The sequence below is a fragment of the Photobacterium ganghwense genome, assembly GCF_003025595.1.
In the GTDB taxonomy this organism is placed as follows: domain Bacteria; phylum Pseudomonadota; class Gammaproteobacteria; order Enterobacterales; family Vibrionaceae; genus Photobacterium; species Photobacterium ganghwense.
Window position 1 is genome coordinate 404,982 of the sequence record NZ_PYMI01000004.1, and the last position, 19,663, is coordinate 424,644.

Consider the following 19,663-nt stretch of genomic DNA (forward strand, 5'->3'; position numbering starts at 1 on the left):
CGACATTTCAGAATTTTGGCACTAAATATTAAACTTATGTATGATTTGATTCGAGCTTCCACGCCATAACAGTTCAGGATCGTACTTATCTTGCTCAAACTTACCATCAATTAGAACATCTATATGCTCTACTATGGATCTTTGCTCTGAAGACAGTTCATCGATGGTATAACCAGTCCACATCCAAATATCTTTATCAGGACATTCCTCTTTCACTCTAACCACCAGTTTATATATGCTCGCAGTGTTTGCAGGGTGTAGAGGGTCACCACCTGATAGTGATAATCCGCGCCTCTTAATACGTGTATCTTTAAGGTCTTTGATTATCTGGTCTTCCATCTCTTGGGTAAATGGGTGGCCAGAGTTAGGATTTAACGTTGATTTGTTGTAACAGCCTCGGCAGTTATGTTCGCACCCTGCTACAAACAGGGTGCAACGTGTACCTTCACCATTAACAACATCAACTTGCTGATATTTATGGTAATTCATTAGTTTTCACATGTGTTTAACACGTCTAATTACTTCTTCTTGCTTACCAGAGTTAAATGGTCGAGCGTCAGGAGAACCCAAGTATCCACAAACACGACGTGTAACTGATACCTTTTTAGGATCATGGTTTCCACATTTCGGGCAAGTGAAGCCTTTGCTCGTACACTCGAACTCACCTGCAAAACCACACTCGTAACACTCATCAATCGGAGTATTAGTACCGTAGTAAGGAACTCGGTCGTAGCTGTAATCCCATACATTCTCCAGAGCTTCGATATTGCGCTGCATGTTAGGGAACTCGCCGTAACAAATGAAACCTCCACTCGCTAGTTCTGGGTATGGCATCTCGAAATCGATCTTGTCATATGGGTTAACTTTCTTCTGCACATCAAGATGGAAGCTGTTCGTGTAGTAACCTTTGTCCGTAACGCTATCTAGCACACCAAACTCCTTGGTATCTAGTGAGCAGAATCGTGTACACAAGTTTTCAGAAGGAGTGCTGTACAAGCTGTAGCCCCAACCGCTTTGTTCTTTCCAGTCATCAACTTTGTTCTTCAGGAACTTAACGATATCGATACCTTTCTGGCGCAGAACTTCATTATCGAAAATGTGCTCACCATCTTTGGCATATAGTGCGTTGATAGTCTCGTGAATACCGATATAGCCCATCGAGATAGAGGCACGGCCATTCTTGAAGATGTCTAGTACTTCATCATCTGGGTTTAGGCGAACACCTAGAGCACCTTCGGTGTATAGAATCGGTGCAACGCGAGCTTTCACACCACGAAGTCGATCAATACGTGTCTCTAGTGCACGGCGAACAAGTTCAGTACGCTCTTCCAAGATTTCGTAAAACTTAGCTTCGTCACCATTTGCCTCAATAGCAATACGTGGCAGGTTAAGGCTCACTACGCCAAGGTTATTACGCCCTTCATGAATTTCATTGCCATTCTCATCTACGTAACGACCTAGGAAACTACGACAGCCCATTGGTGCCTTAAATGATCCAGTAACTTCTACAACTTTGTCGTAGTTCAGAATGTCTGGATACATGCGTTTTGAAGCACACTCTAAAGCAAGTTCCTTAATATCGTAGTTTGGATCTTCTTTCTTAAGGTTGATGCCATCTTTGATTGTGAACAGCAGTTTAGGGAAAACCGCAGTCTTCTTATTTTTACCTAATCCCTTTATTCTATTCTGGAAAATAGACTTTTGAATGAGTTTAGATTCCCAGCTTGTCCCTAGACCAAGGTTCACACTCAAGAACGGGGTCTGCCCATTACTTGAGAAAAGCGTGTTGATCTCGTACTCAAGAGATTGGAATGCATCATAGACCTCTTTCTCTGTAAGTTTACGTGCATAAGCCTCAGGATTCGGCACGTCCCACTCTTTTGCCGTAGCAAGGTGCTTCTCATGACTTACTGTAACGTAAGGTGCTAGTACCTCATCTAATCGGTTCAATGTAGTACCACCATAAGTATGGCTAGCTACTTGCGCTACTATTTGGGCAGTAACTGCTGTAGCTGTTTGGATTGACTTAGGTGTGTCGATTTCTGCGTTACCCATGCGGAAACCGTTCTTCAGCATGTTCTCTAGATCTACAATCATGCAGTTGAACATCGGGAAGAATGGAGAGTAATCCAGATCATGATAATGGATTTCACCATTCTCATGTGCTTGTACGATTTCACGCGGTAGCATATGGTGCTTTGCGTAATGCTTAGAGATGATACCAGCAAGAAGATCGCGCTGTGTCGGAATTACCTTGCTGTCCTTATTTGCATTTTCATTCAGTAGGTCAGCGTTGCTTTGCTCTACCAAACCAGAAATTTCAGCACTTAATGCACTTGCTTTTTCACGTTGTATATCACGGTCATGGCGATACTCAATGTAAGCACGAGCCACATCTTCATCGACATGCATTAGTTCTTTTTCTACTAGAGATTGGATCTCACAAATCTCGATCTCGGTTCTGCCATTCATCTTCTCGCATACGTTTGCGGCAACAATATCGCCAAGGTCGCGCTTAGGGCAGTTGATGCTTTTTGCTGCTGATTGAACAGCATTCTTAATTAGTTGTGCGTTAAAGGTTGCTTTTGCACCGTCACGTTTAACCACAACTGCTGATTCGTGTTGCTTCATAATCATGTTCATTTCTCCTTATAGTTTTAGTTTTTAAGCTGCAATTTGAAAGGCTTGTTTTTGAAGGTTTTGCTTTTTCGCAAAATCACGAGAGCGCTCTCGTGAAAAAACAGCCAGTTCAGCAAGGTGAAATGAATTCTGTAGTGTCATTGAACCCACTAGTTTAGAGGCTTGTAGTGCAAGTGAAAAGTTTCCTTGAGAGAAGTAGTACGCACACACACATAGTAGTTTCATAAAGTTCTTTACTACATAATGCCCATTCGCAGTGTGCAGCGTGTTGACTTCATATTCCAAGGACTGGAACGCGTCGTAACACTCTTTTTCCGTTCGTGCGCGGGCAAATTTCTCTGGTTCAGGAATATCCCACTCACGGGCAATCTTGAGTTGCTTTTCATAGCTGACCGTTACATAAGGTGCCAGCACCTCATCAATTCGGTTTATGGTTGTGCCGCCGTAAATATGGCTCGCCACCTGCGCAATGATCTGTGCCGTAACAGCTGTTGCGGTTGAAATCGACTTCGGAGTATCAATTTCGGCGTTACCCATTTTGAAACCATGGGTCAGCATGCCATTAAGATCAATCAACATGCAGTTGAACATAGGGAAAAAGGGTGAGTAGTCCAAATCGTGAAAGTGCAAATCCCCTCGCTCATGCGCCGTGACGATGTCACGTGGCAACATATGCTGCTTCGCATAATGTTTAGCCACAATACCCGCCAATAAGTCGCGCTGTGTTGGAATCACTTTGCTGTCTTTGTTGGCGTTTTCGTTCAGCAGCGAGGCATTACTCTGCTCTATCAGACCACGTATCTCATTGTTCAGGTGACTTTTTTTCTCGCGAGCAATGTCCCGATCGTGACGATATTCAATATACGCGCGCGCAACTTCTTTGTGAGGGCCCATCATCAGGTGATTTTCAACGGCGTCCTGAATCTGATGAATATCGACCAGTGCTTGCTCTGAAAACTGGGCCAGCACGGCTTCAGAGACATCCTGTGCATACGCTTCGTCCATGGCTTCTACAGACTCAGCTGCACTGAGTACAGCTTCCTTAATACGCTGAGTATTAAATGGTACGCGGCATCCGTCACGCTTAATCACAACCGGGTTCACACAAGGCTCCTAAAAATGACACTGTCACGAAAAACACAAAATGTAGTGGATTCAATAACAAGCGGAATACAAGATGTGGGGTATTAAGCGAGAATTCAGTTTTGAATACATTGATCTGAGTCAGGGTTTTACCATGACCGTACAGGTTGCAACCGATGTTTCCTACAGGCTCTCAAAATTCTGCTTTTGATTCCTACCTGGCTCACAAAGTCAACATTAAACATTCATCAAATCTGAATATTTACAAAAATTCGGCGGGAATTCTTGCGCAATCAGGTAGACTTATTAACCGGATAAAAAACGGTATTTTTATGTCTACGCTCTCTCGAGAAGCCTTTCAGGAAGAGGCTTTATATCAACTACTGACCCGTGGCTGGCGCTGGGTATGCACCTTGTCACTGATCTTGTTGTTCATTATTGTCGCGACATTTTTAGGCAATGCACTACGAGATCCTACCGTGCTGCTGCACCCTGCACTCAGTCTCTACGGTATACAATCACTGTGTTACATGACGGGACTGATCATTTTTCGTCCCGGTAGTCGCCCTTTTCCCTACTGGCATCTGCTCTTTTGCGTACTTTCGCTGCTGTTTAGCATGAGCTGGATGATGTCAGTGTTTCACCTGATCCACTATGCCCGGCTCTATACCAGCGCGGAAGTGCTGTCTGAGTTGGTCATCATGTTGTGTCTGCTTGGATTTTTCGCCTCGGTAAAGGCCACGTCGTTTGCCATTGTGCCTATGCTCCTTTTGAGCACTTACATCAACTATCTTAGTGTTCATGAGAGCTTACAAATTCCCCTCCTCAAGCTGCTGGCCATGCTGCTGATTATTTATACAGGGCGACAAACCCTGATGCATTGGTTCAACAGCAGTGTGAGCAAGGAGTACGACAAAGAACAACTGGTCAAACAACTCAACCAGATGGTGTCGCAAGACCAACTAACCGGGCTCAACAACCGCCGGTTCTTCGAATATGAGTTGGAAAAACAGTTTCACCAGTGTCGACGGGAACAGCAGCCCTTGTCACTGATTATGATTGACATTGATTATTTCAAGCCCCTGAATGATGCCCTTGGCCATCCGGCGGGCGATGAATGCCTGAAACGGGTAGCCCAAGTACTGAAAACCAGCCTGAAGAGACCAACTGACAGTGTGTCGCGATTCGGCGGCGAGGAGTTCATCGCAATATTACCTGCGACATCGGCAGACGGCGCCAAGGTTGTCTCCGCCAGAATATGCAAAAGCCTGGCGGATGCAAAAATTCTTCATCCCGCTTCAGATGTCAGCCCGTATGTCACTGTCAGCCAGGGTATTGCCACTGTGGGGAACGAACAAATTACCCACCAATTACTGCAACGAGCCGACAGTAATCTGTATCAAGCCAAAGCCCGAGGGAGAAACCAGGCCTGCTCGTAGTAATGCAGCATAGCCATTTCTGTTTATCCCCTTTCCTTATCATCCCCCCGTCACCCGCCCTTTTCCCGGCCGTTCAGACCGGGAAAAGCCTATACTCAATGCAATACGCTGTTGAGTATGGGCCATGAAAACAGTACTGCGGTTGTGCTGCTGTCTGAGCATCGTCCTGTCTTCATTCGGTTTTACGTTTGAAATCACCCCGATTCCCAGCACCAAATACACCGGCGATTTACCTGTTTTACTCGAAAAAGGCGTCATTCGCGTTCTGGTTTCAGCGGATCTTGGCTTCTATTACCTAGATCAGGGTAAGCCCCGCGGTTTAACTTCTGAACTCTTGGAGCTGTTTGAAGCTTACATTGCAGAAGCCACCGGCCAGAAATACCGCCTCCAGATCATTCCGATCGATCGGGATCAGCTCTTTCCGTCTCTGATTGCCGGAGTTGGCGACATCGCTGCCGCAAATCTGACCATTACTCCACAGCGATTGCAAAAAGTGGATTTCAGTGACCCCTTCCTGACTGAGGTCAGCGAACTGTTTGTGACCGAGAAAAAGCGCCGCCGGATTACCCGGCTTCGGCAGCTATCTGAAAAGAGTGTCTGGGTTCGGGCCAGTTCCAGTTATTACCAGAGCATCCGAAAAATCAATGAACAACTGGCCAAAAAGCATCTTGAGCCCATGTACGTGCATTTTCTAGAAGAAACACTGGAAGACTATGAGTTGGTACAGATGATTCAGGAAGGGTTGATCCAAATGACCGTACTGGATTCTCACAAAGCTGAGTTCTGGTCATTGGTTACTGGTAATCTGCGGCTTCATACCCGTTATCCGATCCGCGAACATGGTTCGATTGGTTGGGCTTTTCGCAAAAACAGTCCGAAACTGAGCAAACTCATCAACAGCTTTATTGAAAAGAACCGACGCGGCACCCTGAACGGCAACGTGATCTTCAACCGCTACCTTAACAGCAAAGAATGGTTCAAACAGGTGATCAGCCCAAGCAGCATCAAGCAATTTAAGAATTTACAGGACAAATTCATTCGCTACGGCAACATGTATGACATTAACTGGCTGATCATTGCAGCGCAGGCATACCAGGAATCGCAGTTTGATCAGTCGAAACGTTCACATGCCGGTGCAATCGGCATCATGCAGGTTCTTCCCCAGACCGCCAATGAGCCATATATCAACATCCGCCATATTCAGAATATTGAAAACAACATCCACGCGGGGGTGAAATACATGGACTACATTCGTAATAATTACTTCCAGGATGAGGAAACGGATGAGCTGAACCAGCTGTATTTTACCCTCGCCAGCTACAATGCCGGTCCCAACCGGATTAACCGCCTACGGGGAGTCGCAAAGGAACAAGGCTATGATCCGACCAAATGGTTTAACAATGTCGAGAAAGTGGTAAAAGAAGAGGTCGGTATGGAGCCTGTCACTTATGTGGGTAATATCAACCGTTACTTCACCATCTACAAACAACTGATGTCGATGCAAACTGCCGCGCAAAGCGAAACGGCGCGCATTCACCGCCTTCATTACAAACTCAGTCGATAAGCCTGCTGATGTGTATCGTTGAATAATTCAGCGATTAATACGCAAAATTTTGCAGGGCTGAGATCGTGATCCCGCTTTCATCATAATGTCATTTATCAAGGCTAGTGTTGCTACTACAACTTAAACACCGATGAGTTTGCTCTGGCACTCGGAGAAACAAGAAAAGCATTGAGACGACAGTATGGATACATTACACCTCACAACCTTTGTTGTCCCGACAGAAGAAGATTTGTTGGCCAGTTGCCCGGATGATCTGTTTCTGAATGACGGTGATGACGAATTCGCGAATGATGTTATCGTGCTTTAAGCGCAACGACAGACAATGACAGCCAACAATGACAAATTGGCATCGAACGACAGCAAAAAAGCGATAACAAAATCCGGTAACAAGTGCTGATTAAATCCCCCTTGCTGAATCGAGCTTGTCGAACAGAGTCCGTTTTTCGCTGAGAACGTGGGTTGCCCAATACCACCGGTTATCAGCACTTTCTTCCGTTCTTCACGTACCCATAGAAAAAGCCCTCATCATGAGGGCTTTTTGTTTTCAACTCATTTCAGTTCAAGCTGGCATGCTGGCTGGCCAGTCAGACCGTTTCAGGATGGTGCTTTTTTACGGCAGTGATATGCTCCTGACCGTTATACATCTGAACGTAGAGTTCAGCCGCTTCATCCCATTCAAACCGACAAGCCATCGCATTTTGCTGCAGACGTTTAAACTCCTGCGGGCGCTGGCAGTACAGCAGTAAGCTTCGCTGCAGCTTGATCAGCAAAGCTTCCGGTGTCGGAGCTTTAAAAATAAAGCCTGTTGCCACCTGCGGTGTCTGATCATAGTCAATCACAGTATCAATCAGCCCACCCACTGCCCTAACAATCGGTAATGTCCCATAAACCAGGCTGTAAAGCTGGTTCAAGCCACATGGCTCAAACTCGGACGGCATCATGAAGAAATCGGCCCCCGCTTCGACACAATGTGCCAGCGGATTATTGTAAGCTTCCACGAACGCCAATTTTTCAGGATGTGCGTCACTGATTGATCGCAGTTTTGCCGCCAGAACCGGATCACCGCTCCCGACAATCACCACCTGTACATCATGAACCAGAAAATCAGCCAGAATCGGCAGCAGATAATGGATGCCTTTCTGCTCCGTCAGACGACAAACCATGCCATAGACCGGCACATCTTTAACCGGCAGATTCACCTGCTGTTGCAGATCCCGCTTACAGGCCTTCTTGCCACGGGTGACACTGACTTTATTGGCTTTGTAATTCTGGGCGATGTACGGATCAGTTTCCGGGTTCCAGTCGCCGTAATCACACCCGTTGACGATACCGTAGAGATCATCTGACCGGTTGCGAAAATCGGCTGCCATACCATGTGAACCCAGCTCAGTCAGTAACTCAGCCGCGTAGTTAGGACTAACTGCATTGATTTTATCGGCAAAAGCCACGCCTGCTTTCAGCATACTGATATGGGCACTGTCCATTTCAGCCTGAACGTAGCGCTTTTGGATCAGTTCAGGAATTAAACGGAACTGCTCATAATCGAAATTGCCTTTGAAGACGGCGTTATGAATCGTGATAACACTTTTCGTGTTGGCAAAAAAAGCGTCATCTGCTGCATAGCGGGTACGCAGCAAAAACGGAACCAGACCGGTATGCCAGTCATTACAGTGCACAATATCCGGCTGAAAGCCGAGCTTTTCGCATATATCCAGCGTAGCTGCACTGAAAAAAGCAAAGCGCTCGCCGTTATCGGCATAGCCTTCGTTATTTTCCGCATAGAGTTCAGCACGGTCAAAATACTGTGGCGCGTCTAATGCGTACACAGGAACTTCACCGCTGTACAGCCGCTTCACCGCATACCCCACCGGTTCAGGCTGTGTTGGTACATAGAGTACCGTTTCCAGCAGGGTGTCACCCTGCTCACGTTCTGCCACTTTGCGATAGTACGGCATGGCAATACGCACATCATGCCCCATCGCTTTCAGTGAAGCCGGCAGCGACTTGGCCACATCCGCCAGGCCACCGGTTTTAACAAGTCCCTCAACCTCAGAAGCCACAAACAGAATTTTCAGAGGCTGAGAAGAAGGTGTAGTCTTAGTAGCCAATTTTCGCTCCTTTCGGTATCACGACAATCCCTTCGTCTGATACATGGTACTTTTTACGATCCTCTTCAGGATTCTCACCAATGACAGTTCCCGGTGCGATTTGCACGTTTTTATCGATAATAGCACGGCGAATGGAGCAGTTAGCGCCGATTTTCACATCCCCCAGGATGATTGATTCGCTGATTGTCGTGCAATGATCCACATTAGTACGGAACCCCAGTACTGACTTGTAAACCCGCGCACCGCGAATGTAACTACCAGCCGAAATCATGCAGTTATTGATATCAACCTTGCAGTTGTCACCGTCCAGAACGGTGGCCGGAGGCAGTGGCGGGTAATAGGTATGCAATTGCCACTGGCGGTTATACAGTGAGAACGGCGCATCTTCAGACAATAAATCCATGTGCGCCTGCCAGTAAGATTCAATCGTGCCGACATCACGCCAGTAACCTGCTGTTTTCTCACCCGGGATAATATTCGTTGTAAAATCGTAAACGTACACTTTCCCTTGCGGGAACAGTTTTGGAATGATGTCCTTACCGAAATCATGGCTGGACGATTCATTCATCGCATCTTCTTCCAGTTCTTTACACAGCACACCGGTTTCGAAGATGTAGTTACCCATCGACACCAGAGCATGCTCAGGATCCCCGGGGATCGCCTTTGGATTTGCCGGTTTCTCTTCAAAACCTATCATCCGCCCGTTCTGATCCACTTCGATCACGCCAAAGGCAGACGCTTCGCTGATCGGCATACGCAGTGCTGATACCGTTAAATCCGCTTCGTGAGCATGGTGGAAATCCAGCATCTGCTTCACATCCATTTTGTAGATGTGGTCACTGCCGAAGATACACACCTGATCTGGTGATTCCAGCTCAATAAAGCGAATATTCTGGTAGATGGCGTCAGCTGTCCCGTCATACCAACGCTTACCCATCCGCATTTGCGCTGGGATAGGATCAATAAAACGCCCTGTGATCCCAGAAACATTCCACCCTTTTTTCATGTGCACATACAGCGACTGAGACTTAAACTGAGTCAACACGAAAATCCGCATCAAATCCGCATTCAGAAAGTTATTCAGTGCAAAGTCGATCAAACGGTAACTGCCACCAAAAGGCACTGCCGGTTTGCTGCGTGAATCCGTGAGTGGCCTGAGACGAGAACCTTCACCACCAGCCAAAATCATTCCTAAGACACCTGCCATGGTGTACCTCCTTGTGAGTAAGCAACTTGTGCCATATATAACACACGGCCATACCTGAGGAGAATGGCTATGCAGTATAAATTGATAGGTATTTTCAAAAATATTGTTTTCTTTCAAACCCAGCGATGTGGGTTACATCTTTTTTCGTCAGACTTTTTGAACACGCGCATCATTCGAAACATAAAACTGCGAGCAAGTACAAAAAATAACCGATACAAAATTTTATAATTTTGTCACTTTCGTCTGTTTGCCACGTATTTTCTTGCTTGCAATCCCTACTCCCCCAGCCTCCTCCCCCTTGAACCATTGCAAAAGCTGAATACTTTCGCAAACTGAGTGGGTAGACTGCGCTCAGTTCATCAGAAGGACATATAGAATGAGCAACCCTGTTTCACATATGGACAATACCTGCGCCAGTAATGTCATCCTGCACGCATTTGACTGGCCATACGCCCGGATTGCACACTATGCCGAAGCTATTGCAAATGCCGGATTTAAAAGCGTTCTTGTCTCCCCACCGATGAAATCCCTCCACCACCGGAACGGGTCTCCCTGGTGGCAGAGATACCAGCCTCAGGATTACCGGGTGATAGACAATCAATTAGGCAACACCCATGATTTCATCCTAATGACAGAGGCATTAAAAAAGCATGATCTGCACATTTATGTCGATGTGGTCTTTAATCACATGGCTAACGAGTCAGACCATCGGACAGACCTGAACTACCCTTCAGAAAAAATCCTTAATCAATATAAGGATGAAGAAGAGTATTTTGAAAAAATCCGTTTATTTGGTGATTTATCAAAAGCCTTATTTACCGAACAAGACTTCGTTAACGCCTTCCCAATTAAGGATTGGCACAATCCCTGGGAAGTTCAGCACGGAAGAATCAGTGGTGATAGCAATGATCCCGGTCTTCCAACGCTAAAATGCGCAGAAAATGTAGTAAAGCAACAACAGAAATACCTGCGCGCGCTAAAACAATTAGGCATAAAAGGGTTCAGAATTGATGCTGCTAAGCATTTAACTTTAGAACATATTCAGCGAGTGTGGGACGAAGACGTCAGTAAAGGCATGCATATTTTTGGTGAAATCATCACCGATGGCGGAGCCAGCCGTGACGAGTATGAATTATTTCTGGAGCCGTATCTGAAAAGCACTTCGCTCGGGGCATATGACTTCCCACTGTTCCATTCAGTCTTCAATGTGCTGGAGAAAAGCCGTCCAATGACAGAATTAATCAACCCCTATTCAGTGGGGCAAGCACTGGCATATGACCGGGCAATCACTTTTGCCATTACCCATGATATTCCCAATAACGATGTCTTCCTGGATCAGGTCATGTCCCCTGTCAGCGAGCGGCTGGCCTACTGTTACCTACTAGGGAGAGACGGTGGTGTACCGCTGGTATACAGCGATCTGAACACCAGTGGCATAACTGATGAGTCGGGACAACCACGCTGGCTGGATTGCTGGCAGGATCCGATACTAAGCCGCATGATTACTTTCCATCACCAGATGCACAGCCTGCCTATGCAAATCCTGGAAGCCGGAGATGATCACTTGGTTTTCTCCAGGGGAAACGAAGGCATCGTCGCCATAAACCGGGGACAACAACCCGTTTGCGTTGAGTTACCGGAAGGCAACTATCTGGATTGCCTCTCATTGCCCGGAGTCGAAATGACAACGTCGCAGGATCGACAAGCACAACTGACCAATGAAGATAATTTACCCATAAAAACTGAAAGGTTTCTACAATCAACTGATAGTAAAAACGTTTTACTGCTTCCCGGTGGAAGCTGTGCGATGATGATGAAAAAGCAGTGAAACGCTATCTTCAGCACTGAATGCGGAGCGCCTGCGACCACAAAACCGGCTGGCCAACATAAAAGCTAAAGGCGAAAAAAAGCTGCGCCAAAGCGCAGCTTTTCAAAAGACTCAACGATCACGGACTTATACCAAATCCAAAGCCGTGAATAGGAATACCGGAATACGCCCAGCACAACGTCATCATCGTTGCAGGCTAGTCGCTTTCTACAGCCAGAATTTTTCCGCTAAATAAATCCATCTCTATTTCAACACGTTTTCCCTCAGGGTTTCGTGCTTCGACCTCAATTTCATGGTCATCCCGCTCGATTTTGATCGAGCGAAAATCATGGTATCCCTGATTTTGTAGCAGTCTCATCGCTTTGGGTACCGTCAGCTCTGGTGCGACTGAAGGCTCAATCGGATCCGCCATGGCCGGTACCGCTACTATGCATGCAGAAATCAGGACGGGCATTACAACGTTCTTCATAGTCATGTTCCACCTGCATCCGTACTTCATGTCGCTTCATCATATCAAAATGAAAGCCAAATGTTGCTAAGCACGCGCTTTCTTTGATTCGTATCACATCCATGTCCACTAAAAGGTTAATCCTTGACCCTTTATCCCTTTCATTCCCCCTCACCTTTTCTTCAGCAGCTCCCTGCTGCAGAGGTATATTGATACAAAGCAGACAGTAATAGCATGGCTCGCATTGGTAAGGACCAGTGATTTATTTCTTAGAACATGCATAAATAAACATGAACTCACTAAAATCGCTGTCAATAAAGCCAATTACTAAGACAAGCTTCTCTATTCCGGGCGAATTCCACTAAGCTCATGACAACCACAACAACATTGCCAAAGCGTTCACTTTGGCGGGGAGGCAACATGACATCCGGCTTTCGTACAGAAACTGACAGCATGGGTGATGTTCAGGTTCCGGAAAATGCCTTGTATAAAGCGCAAACTCAGCGTGCCATCAATAACTTCCCTGTCAGCGGCATTCCCATGCCCGCCCGTTTTATTCAGGCATTGGCTTTTATCAAGCAGGCAGCCGCGCGTAGTAACCTGGAGTTGGCCCAATTACCCCACGACACCGCGCACGCCATCATTGACAGTTGTCAGGAAATCATTGACGGACAATACGCAGATCAGTTCCCTATCGATGTCTTCCAAACCGGCTCGGGAACCAGCTCCAACATGAACATGAATGAAGTCGTCGCCACTCTGGCCGCTGAAAAACTCAACGCGCCGGTTAGCGCCAATGACGATGTCAACATGGGACAAAGCAGTAATGATGTGATTCCTACGGCCATTCAAGTCAGTGCGGCACTCGCTTGCCACCACCACCTGTTCCCGGCGTTTGAACACATCATTGCAACACTGGATAAAAAAATCTCGGACGTGGGCCATGTGGTCAAAACCGGACGAACCCATTTAATGGATGCTATGCCGGTAACGTTGGGGCAAGAACTGGAAGGCTGGAAAACGCAGCTGGAAAAAGCGCAATACGGCATTTGCCAATCATTGGAATCGGTAAAGGCTCTTGCTCAGGGAGGCACCGCAGTGGGTACAGGAATCAATACCGCCCCGGAATTTGCCGCGGTTTTTGCCAACAATATTTCAGTTTCAACCGAAGTTGATTTCACGGTCAGTGACAACTTCTTTTATAACCTGAGCAGCCAGGATGCCATCGTCAGTCTTTCTGGCCAGCTGAAAACAACGGCTACAGCTTTAATGAAAATTTCCAATGACTTACGCTGGATGAATTCTGGCCCTCTGGCCGGATTAGGAGAAATTGAACTGGAATCGTTACAACCTGGTTCATCCATTATGCCAGGTAAGGTCAACCCTGTTGTTCCCGAAGCATCAGCCATGGTTGCAGCACAAGTGATTGGTAACGACATGACGATCACCATTGCTGGCCAGTCCGGTAACTTTCAGCTGAACGTGATGCTGCCGGTTATTGTGATGAACCTGCTGCAAAGCATTGAGTTACTGACCAGCGCACTGCATTTGCTGGCAGACAAAGCCATTGCCAGCTTTCGGGTTCGGGACGATAACCTGCAACGTGCCCTGGCGAAAAATCCGATTCTGGTGACGGCTCTGAATCCGTTAATCGGCTACCTGAAAGCGGCAGAGATTGCGAAAAAAGCCTACAAGGAACAACGGGATATTCTGGATGTGGCGGTTGAAGAGACCGAGTATTCACGGGAAGAACTTGAGCAGTGGCTGAATCCAACATTACTGACGCAAGGCGGGGTGAAAGACGGTAAGCATTAGCCATACAGATGCCAATTTGACACCTAAAAGAAACCTCGGCATGTCGTCAGTTTCAGTGGCTTCGGTGACAGTATTAACATCAACACCATCAAATAACTTCATTAACAGGCAGCGCGTAAGCTGCCTGTCTCATACGTCTATTATCTGCTTCTATTGGCACCTGCTCGTCACCATATGTACCAAACAGCGCGGCGATCCTCAGCACAACGCGGGTATCCGGGTACTCGGGCTGCCTGGGTGACAGGAATCCATAAAAGCATCTGTCAGCAAGGATAGAACGGAGATTTTGGTACCGTTAACGACGAAACCGATCCCGTAACAGCCCCTCCTGAAACTGATCCCGACGGCAAAAGTTTGCAGTCAGTTTGCGGACGATACGCCGGTATCGAGCACGGACGGCCGGTAAAATACCCTTGTAATAAATCGGCTCCCAATGCTTTCGCTAACTCACACGACGGTTGGTCTTCAATCCCTTCAATCAGTACTTGAGCCGATATCGCAGCCGCCACACTCAGGGCTTCGATCATCGGTTGCGTGTCTCCTGCCACGTAGCTATCAAGCAAAGGCTTACTGATTTTCAGCACATCCGGACGCATCGCTGTGGTTCGTGACATTGAGGAAGCGCCCATTCCATAATCATCCACCGCGACTTTCACACCATGACGGCGCAGTGAATGCAATGTGCGAGTAAGGCAGTGTTCGTCATCACACGGATGTTCCAGAACCTCAAGGTAAATACACGACGGGTTAAGATTCATCGCAGACAATGTTGTCAGAAGAAGGGATTCGGTATCCTGCCTGGCTGCACTGTCGAGCAGCGCGATAGGCGTGACATTAATGAACAAATTGGTTGGCAGGCCAAGGCGGGCAAAGTTTCGGAGATGCACATTCCGTGACAGACGGTCAACGTTAATGAGATCAACGGTGTGCTCCAGATAGCTTTCAATCACGCTGCCGGTATCCAGACAAAAACCAGAAGCATGCTCAACGCGCAACAGTGCTTCGAAGGCAAAAATTTCACCATCAGGCGTTACGATTGGCTGAAACGCACTTTTTAACACAAAATCCTTGTAAGTGGCGAAAAAAGCACCGTCTTCGGAGCGCCGGATATAGGGGTCCAGTTCCTGACCGGCTCTTAGTATGTTATTCACTAAACATTCATTCCATGAACATAGTTAATCTAACCATAAACGCTACACCACACATAGGAAGTCTCACTCATCAACAGTATAGGACAGGTCACAATTTTTTGTGCCAAGGCCAACATTCCAACTGAATAGAAGCAGGATTTTCCATTATTTTATCTATTTATCAATAAAAAAGCAGAGTGTTTCGCTAATGTCTCACAAATGAGACACCTGTATTGTCCTCTGAGACATTAAAAATCTTTTGGTCATTTGGTGCCAATTTCTCATCTAAGCGGTAGAATGTGCACCTTTTAGTGCCTCACTCGCGGCTTTACGTCTCAGAATTCAGAAATCCTATGCATTCTCCGGAAAAACTGTTTACCCGATTTAAAACTTCCATTGCAGATTACCCCCTGCCTGAACGTTTTACCTTTCCGTTTTATTATCAGCCTCACCCTCTATGTGTGCTGGCTGCGGAAGAACTTCAGGCACATCTGGCCAACCAGACAAACTGGCAGCATAACTTTGGGCTGACGGGCGATACTGACACAGCCATCGGCAAAATGTTTGGGGTACTGCTGGTTGAAAATCAGGACGGAGAAATCGGCTATCTATCCGCCTTTTCCGGGAAAATGGCAGATCAGAATCTGTTGCCGGGTTTTGTCCCGCCGGTGTTCGACATGCTGGCCGAAGACAGTTTTTTCCTGACGGGTCAGAAGGAAATCAACCAACTGACGACGGAAATAAAAGCGCTGGAAGCAGACCCGGCGTTAGCGGAATGCAAAGCTCTACTTACTTCGGAAACGCAAGCTGCGGAGCAAGCTTTGCAGGCACATCGCAGCAACATGGTAGAAGGCAGAAAAGTCCGTAAAGCCAAACGCGCCGCCTCGGCGGAGATGACACCTGACGAACGCAATGCACTGAAAAAACAGTTGAGCCAGGAAAGTGTGATTGAAAAACTGCAACTGCGGGATCTCAAACTGTACTGGGAATCTCGACTGGCTGAGCTTCAGGCTGCATTGGATGCACATCTTGCTGTCATTTCCCCTCTGAAAGAGAAACGCAAGGCGATGTCTTCAGCCTTACAGCAGCAGCTGTTCGAGCAATACCGTTTTTCCAACATTAAAGGTGAAAGCAAAGGGCTGGGCACTCTTTTTGCACCCACGACGCAGGGCATACCGCCTGCGGGTGCCGGTGAATGTGCAGCACCAAAACTGCTGCAATATGCGTTTCTGAACAGGATGAAACCGCTGGCACTGGCAGAGTTCTGGTGGGGACAGTCACCGAAATCCGAAATTCGCCGCCACCAGCATTACTACCCGGCGTGCCAGGGTAAATGCCAGCCGATTCTGACTCACATGCTTGACGGCATGGAGGTGGATGACAATCCCCTGCTAAACAATCCGGCAGAAGGTAAATCCATAGACATTATCTATCAGGACGAGCATATGGCGGTGGTAAATAAGCCTGCCGAATTTCTGTCGGTACCGGGGAAAACCATTGATGACTCGGTCTTCACCAGAATGCAGCTGGCCTTTCCACACGCAACCGGTCCGCTTATCGTGCATCGGCTGGATATGTCGACCTCAGGGCTGATGGTGATTGCGCTGACCAAGCGTGCTAACAAGAGCCTACAGAAACAATTCATTCAGCGTACCGTTCAAAAGCGCTACACCGCGTTGATTGATGGGGTACTGACCGCCGACGAAGGTATGATAAACCTGCCAATGCGAGGTGATTTGCACGATCGCCCGCGCCAACTGGTCTGCTTCGAACACGGAAAACCGGCTGAAACAAAATGGGAAGTTATTGCTCGTACTGACCGCCATACTAAAGTTCATCTTTATCCAAAAACCGGCCGTACTCACCAGTTACGAGTACATTGTGCCCACAACCTGGGCTTGAATATGCCGATTATCGGCGATGATCTGTATGGCGTGAAAGCAAACCGCTTACACCTGCATGCGGAAACGCTGGAACTGGATCACCCAATCACCCACGATCGTATGCGATTTCAGGTAGAAGCGGATTTTTAAAAGGCTAGATTAATCACCCTTTCTTTTCTATCCGCCCCCTCTACGCTCAGACGCTTTCCCATGCCATCTCTGGCCAGCGGGAAGGCGTCTGACAGCTAACGTCAAATAGCTGATGGTTAACAATCGATGGTTAACAGCCGATAGTTAACAGCCGACACCTAGCACCTAGCACCTAGAATCAGTCATCCGAGTTGGCTCGCTGGCTATTCATTCGCTTACATTGACTTTAGCGCCTGATTTCAGACAAGCACTTCGGAATTAGCAATGTTTTCAGGGTGTCCATTCGCAAAGGCAATGACATTCTCAAACGCCTTACGGAAATACAGCTCGTAGCTATTTTGTTCAACGTATCCCAAATGAGGTGTACACAACACATTTGGCAACGCCAGCAGTTGTTCATTCGAAGGCAGGGCCGGTTCCTGCTCAAAAACATCAACCGCGGCACGACGTGAAGGATGGGCAGACAGCACGTTATGCAAGGCTCCGGGCTGAATCAGTTCGGCCCGAGATGTGTTCACCAGTAACGAGTCCGGTTTCATGGCCAACAAATCCTCTTCTGTAACAATCCCACACGTTGCCGCATTGAGTCGTAAGTGCAATGACACAATATCAGAGGAAGCAAAGAACACCTTTTTCGAGTCTGCCGCTTTAAAACCGTCCTGTATCGCTCGGATACGCGATGACTCACTGCCCCATATCTGCACGTCCATCCCGAATACCTGTGCATAACGAGCAATGCGCTGGCCAATCTTTCCATAACCCCAAATCCCCATCACTTGGCCATGGAGGGTGCGACCTAATCCTAGCGTGCCAGATTGCTGCCATTGCCCAAGCTGCTGGTTGGCACTGTATTGCGGAATATAGCGCGACGCAGCCATCATCAGTCCCCAACATAATTCCGCAGGAGCCACCGGCGATCCAATCCCTTCTGCTACTGCCACACCGTGACGGGTACAAGCTTCCAGATCAAGATGATGACTGATCTTGCCCGTCTGGCTGATCAATTTCAGGTTTGGCAAGCGTGACAACAAAGCCTCATTGATTAGGGTACGTTCTCTGATTAACACCAGAGCATCAACATCAACCAGTAACGGAGCCAGTGACGCAGGATCAGCAATAGTACTGTTAAGCACTTTCACCTGATGTCCTTCAAGCATCGCAAAACAGGACAATCCTTTCACTGCATTCTGGTAATCATCAAGCACTGCAACTTTCATCTATCCCTATCCTTGCATCATCCTATTGTGATGAGCTGAAGGTAGCGTTGAAGCCGGATAAAATCCACCTAACCCGTTAAAAACTCAAACATATCGCCCAATAAACATCGCTTACTCCATGTTCGGCCTGTCAATTCAACGGATTGTCAGCACAAACAAAAACGCCCCGGGAAAACCGGGGCGTCATAGTAAGCAAACCGTCAATTACGCTTGAGTCGTCTCAGCAGGCGCAGACTGTGATTCTTCAGGATTTTTGATCAACTTGTATGACATGATGCCAATCACCATCGCTTTGATGATCATCATTTGCGGATTACCGTAATATCCCACCATACCGACAAACCCGGAAATCAACATCAGCACCCGGTATTTACGCAGGGTCGTCATGTAAATCGCAGCCAGAATGACCGCCAGATCTGCGAACTGGAAGGCAACCGCCAACGATGGCTCCGCGATGAACGCCGTGACCGCAAAGTACAAGATGTAACCAATGCCGGCAGCCATGGCGGCTCCCAATGCAGCCAACCAAGACTTTGGCACATTCATAAAGTCTTTAGCGTAACGGTAGGCATTAATACTGGCGACAGACAAATTCAGGATCACCTTGGCATGCCAGCCCATCAGAACCGACCAGATGATGTCATTCGCTGCTGAAGCAAACGCGGCAAACCGCGTGGCTTTCATGCTGTTGAAAATAGTCAATGAGATATAGAAGGCAACACTGGTCCAGCCCAGCACTTCAGCAAGTACTTCCATTAAATTCACCCAGGAAAGAATTTTGTGCCAGATGGTAATGAGGATACGGTAAAAGCACAACCTAAAACCGTATTCCTATATATAAAAACCACCAAAAAGGAAGGGTAAAGCAGATAATTATCATTTATCGCTATAGTTAAGTGCCTTCGTCGGCCGTGACTTGTCCTGGAGTGACTCAGAATAATGAGGCTCACAGCTTTGAGTATAGAAAGGGCGAGCAAGACTCGTGCTTTTCTACGTCTTGCTGCAAAAAGAGATCGCGGAGAGCAAAGCGTGAGAACAAAGCACGAGAGCTAAACCAGTGTGCGATGACAAACCAACCATCCCTTTTAACCATCGTGTTAAAGATTGGATGGAATGCCGAATTTCGTTTTACTCACACGCTTTTTACGATA

Annotated in this window: 14 protein-coding genes and 1 pseudogene; 6 read left to right on the forward strand and 9 right to left on the reverse strand. The window is 47.3% G+C overall.

The window, feature by feature from the left end:
* Positions 1 to 21: 21 nt before the first annotated feature.
* The 3 genes and pseudogenes from nrdG to nrdD (C9I92_RS16235) all read right to left on the reverse strand — a co-directional run.
* A complete protein-coding gene (gene nrdG, locus C9I92_RS16225; RefSeq protein ID WP_047886036.1) occupies positions 22 to 489 on the reverse strand; it encodes an anaerobic ribonucleoside-triphosphate reductase-activating protein in 468 nt (155 codons plus the stop codon).
* 6 nt (positions 490 to 495) lie between these two features.
* On the reverse strand, positions 496 to 2,637 hold the full coding sequence (nrdD, locus tag C9I92_RS16230; protein ID WP_107193884.1) for an anaerobic ribonucleoside-triphosphate reductase: 2,142 nt from the start codon (positions 2,635 to 2,637) through the stop codon (positions 496 to 498).
* Between the two features lie 249 nt (positions 2,638 to 2,886).
* A pseudogene (gene nrdD, locus C9I92_RS16235) lies at positions 2,887 to 3,744 on the reverse strand (anaerobic ribonucleoside-triphosphate reductase); the annotation flags it as partial.
* 311 nt (positions 3,745 to 4,055) lie between these two features.
* Between nrdD (C9I92_RS16235) and C9I92_RS16240 the strand changes: the two are divergent.
* The 3 genes from C9I92_RS16240 to C9I92_RS25800 all read left to right on the forward strand — a co-directional run bounded on the left by C9I92_RS16240 (position 4,056) and on the right by C9I92_RS25800 (position 7,033).
* Positions 4,056 to 5,162 carry a GGDEF domain-containing protein gene (locus tag C9I92_RS16240; RefSeq protein ID WP_047886370.1) on the forward strand — a complete coding sequence of 369 codons (1,107 nt, stop codon included), beginning with the start codon at positions 4,056 to 4,058 and terminating at the stop codon, positions 5,160 to 5,162.
* A gap of 124 nt (positions 5,163 to 5,286) precedes the next feature.
* On the forward strand, positions 5,287 to 6,726 hold the full coding sequence (locus C9I92_RS16245; protein ID WP_047886037.1) for an MltF family protein: 1,440 nt from the start codon (positions 5,287 to 5,289) through the stop codon (positions 6,724 to 6,726).
* A gap of 181 nt (positions 6,727 to 6,907) precedes the next feature.
* Positions 6,908 to 7,033 carry a hypothetical protein gene (locus tag C9I92_RS25800; RefSeq protein WP_273859794.1) on the forward strand — a complete coding sequence of 42 codons (126 nt, stop codon included), beginning with the start codon at positions 6,908 to 6,910 and terminating at the stop codon, positions 7,031 to 7,033.
* A gap of 277 nt (positions 7,034 to 7,310) precedes the next feature.
* On the opposite strand, the gene glgA is transcribed toward C9I92_RS25800, so the two are convergent.
* Positions 7,311 to 8,834 (reverse strand): glycogen synthase GlgA, encoded by a 1,524-nt coding sequence (glgA, locus tag C9I92_RS16250; RefSeq protein WP_047886038.1) that lies wholly within the window; start codon positions 8,832 to 8,834, stop codon positions 7,311 to 7,313.
* On the reverse strand, positions 8,824 to 10,041 hold the full coding sequence (gene glgC / locus C9I92_RS16255; RefSeq protein WP_047886039.1) for a glucose-1-phosphate adenylyltransferase: 1,218 nt from the start codon (positions 10,039 to 10,041) through the stop codon (positions 8,824 to 8,826). Before glgC ends, glgA begins: the two co-directional genes overlap by 11 nt.
* Before the next feature lie 376 nt (positions 10,042 to 10,417).
* Between glgC and C9I92_RS16260 the strand changes: the two genes are divergently transcribed.
* The gene (locus C9I92_RS16260) at positions 10,418 to 11,869 is read left to right on the forward strand and encodes an alpha-amylase family glycosyl hydrolase (RefSeq protein WP_422894363.1); all 1,452 of its coding nucleotides are present in this window, start codon (positions 10,418 to 10,420) and stop codon (positions 11,867 to 11,869) included.
* Between the two features lie 196 nt (positions 11,870 to 12,065).
* Here C9I92_RS16260 and C9I92_RS16265 read toward each other — a convergent pair whose 3' ends face one another.
* Positions 12,066 to 12,338: a PepSY domain-containing protein gene (locus tag C9I92_RS16265; RefSeq protein WP_047886372.1), complete on the reverse strand. Its 273-nt coding sequence runs from the start codon at positions 12,336 to 12,338 to the stop codon at positions 12,066 to 12,068.
* A 399-nt stretch (positions 12,339 to 12,737) separates the two neighbouring features.
* Between C9I92_RS16265 and C9I92_RS16270 the strand changes: the two genes are divergently transcribed.
* Complete coding sequence (locus C9I92_RS16270) at positions 12,738 to 14,132, forward strand: class II fumarate hydratase (protein WP_047886040.1); 1,395 nt, start codon at positions 12,738 to 12,740, stop codon at positions 14,130 to 14,132.
* A gap of 263 nt (positions 14,133 to 14,395) precedes the next feature.
* Here the strand turns inward: C9I92_RS16270 and C9I92_RS16275 are convergent, their stop codons facing one another.
* A complete protein-coding gene (locus C9I92_RS16275) occupies positions 14,396 to 15,283 on the reverse strand; it encodes an EAL domain-containing protein (RefSeq protein ID WP_047886041.1) in 888 nt (295 codons plus the stop codon).
* 332 nt (positions 15,284 to 15,615) lie between these two features.
* On the opposite strand from C9I92_RS16275, the gene C9I92_RS16280 reads away from it, so the two are divergent.
* Entirely contained in the window at positions 15,616 to 17,295 is a 1,680-nt protein-coding gene (locus C9I92_RS16280) for an RluA family pseudouridine synthase (protein WP_047886042.1), read from the forward strand.
* A gap of 239 nt (positions 17,296 to 17,534) precedes the next feature.
* On the opposite strand, the gene C9I92_RS16285 is transcribed toward C9I92_RS16280, so the two are convergent.
* Positions 17,535 to 18,512 carry a D-2-hydroxyacid dehydrogenase family protein gene (locus tag C9I92_RS16285; RefSeq protein WP_047886043.1) on the reverse strand — a complete coding sequence of 326 codons (978 nt, stop codon included), beginning with the start codon at positions 18,510 to 18,512 and terminating at the stop codon, positions 17,535 to 17,537.
* 204 nt (positions 18,513 to 18,716) lie between these two features.
* Positions 18,717 to 19,268 carry a hypothetical protein gene (locus tag C9I92_RS16290; protein ID WP_047886373.1) on the reverse strand — a complete coding sequence of 184 codons (552 nt, stop codon included), beginning with the start codon at positions 19,266 to 19,268 and terminating at the stop codon, positions 18,717 to 18,719.
* Positions 19,269 to 19,663 lie beyond the last annotated feature (395 nt).

Excerpts from the sequence above, each read along its gene's own strand:
- nrdG (WP_047886036.1), bottom strand. The coding sequence starts at position 489 with ATGAATTACCATAAATATCAGCAAGTTGATGTTGTTAATGGTGAAGGT.
- nrdD (WP_107193884.1), bottom strand. The coding sequence starts at position 2,637 with ATGATTATGAAGCAACACGAATCAGCAGTTGTGGTTAAACGTGACGGT.
- C9I92_RS16240 (WP_047886370.1), top strand. The coding sequence starts at position 4,056 with ATGTCTACGCTCTCTCGAGAAGCCTTTCAGGAAGAGGCTTTATATCAA.
- C9I92_RS16245 (WP_047886037.1), top strand. The coding sequence starts at position 5,287 with ATGAAAACAGTACTGCGGTTGTGCTGCTGTCTGAGCATCGTCCTGTCT.
- C9I92_RS25800 (WP_273859794.1), top strand. The coding sequence starts at position 6,908 with ATGGATACATTACACCTCACAACCTTTGTTGTCCCGACAGAAGAAGAT.
- glgC (WP_047886039.1), bottom strand. The coding sequence starts at position 10,041 with ATGGCAGGTGTCTTAGGAATGATTTTGGCTGGTGGTGAAGGTTCTCGT.
- C9I92_RS16260 (WP_422894363.1), top strand. The coding sequence starts at position 10,418 with ATGAGCAACCCTGTTTCACATATGGACAATACCTGCGCCAGTAATGTC.
- C9I92_RS16265 (WP_047886372.1), bottom strand. The coding sequence starts at position 12,338 with ATGAAGAACGTTGTAATGCCCGTCCTGATTTCTGCATGCATAGTAGCG.
- C9I92_RS16270 (WP_047886040.1), top strand. The coding sequence starts at position 12,738 with ATGACATCCGGCTTTCGTACAGAAACTGACAGCATGGGTGATGTTCAG.
- C9I92_RS16280 (WP_047886042.1), top strand. The coding sequence starts at position 15,616 with ATGCATTCTCCGGAAAAACTGTTTACCCGATTTAAAACTTCCATTGCA.
- C9I92_RS16285 (WP_047886043.1), bottom strand. The coding sequence starts at position 18,512 with ATGAAAGTTGCAGTGCTTGATGATTACCAGAATGCAGTGAAAGGATTG.
- C9I92_RS16290 (WP_047886373.1), bottom strand. The coding sequence starts at position 19,268 with ATGGAAGTACTTGCTGAAGTGCTGGGCTGGACCAGTGTTGCCTTCTAT.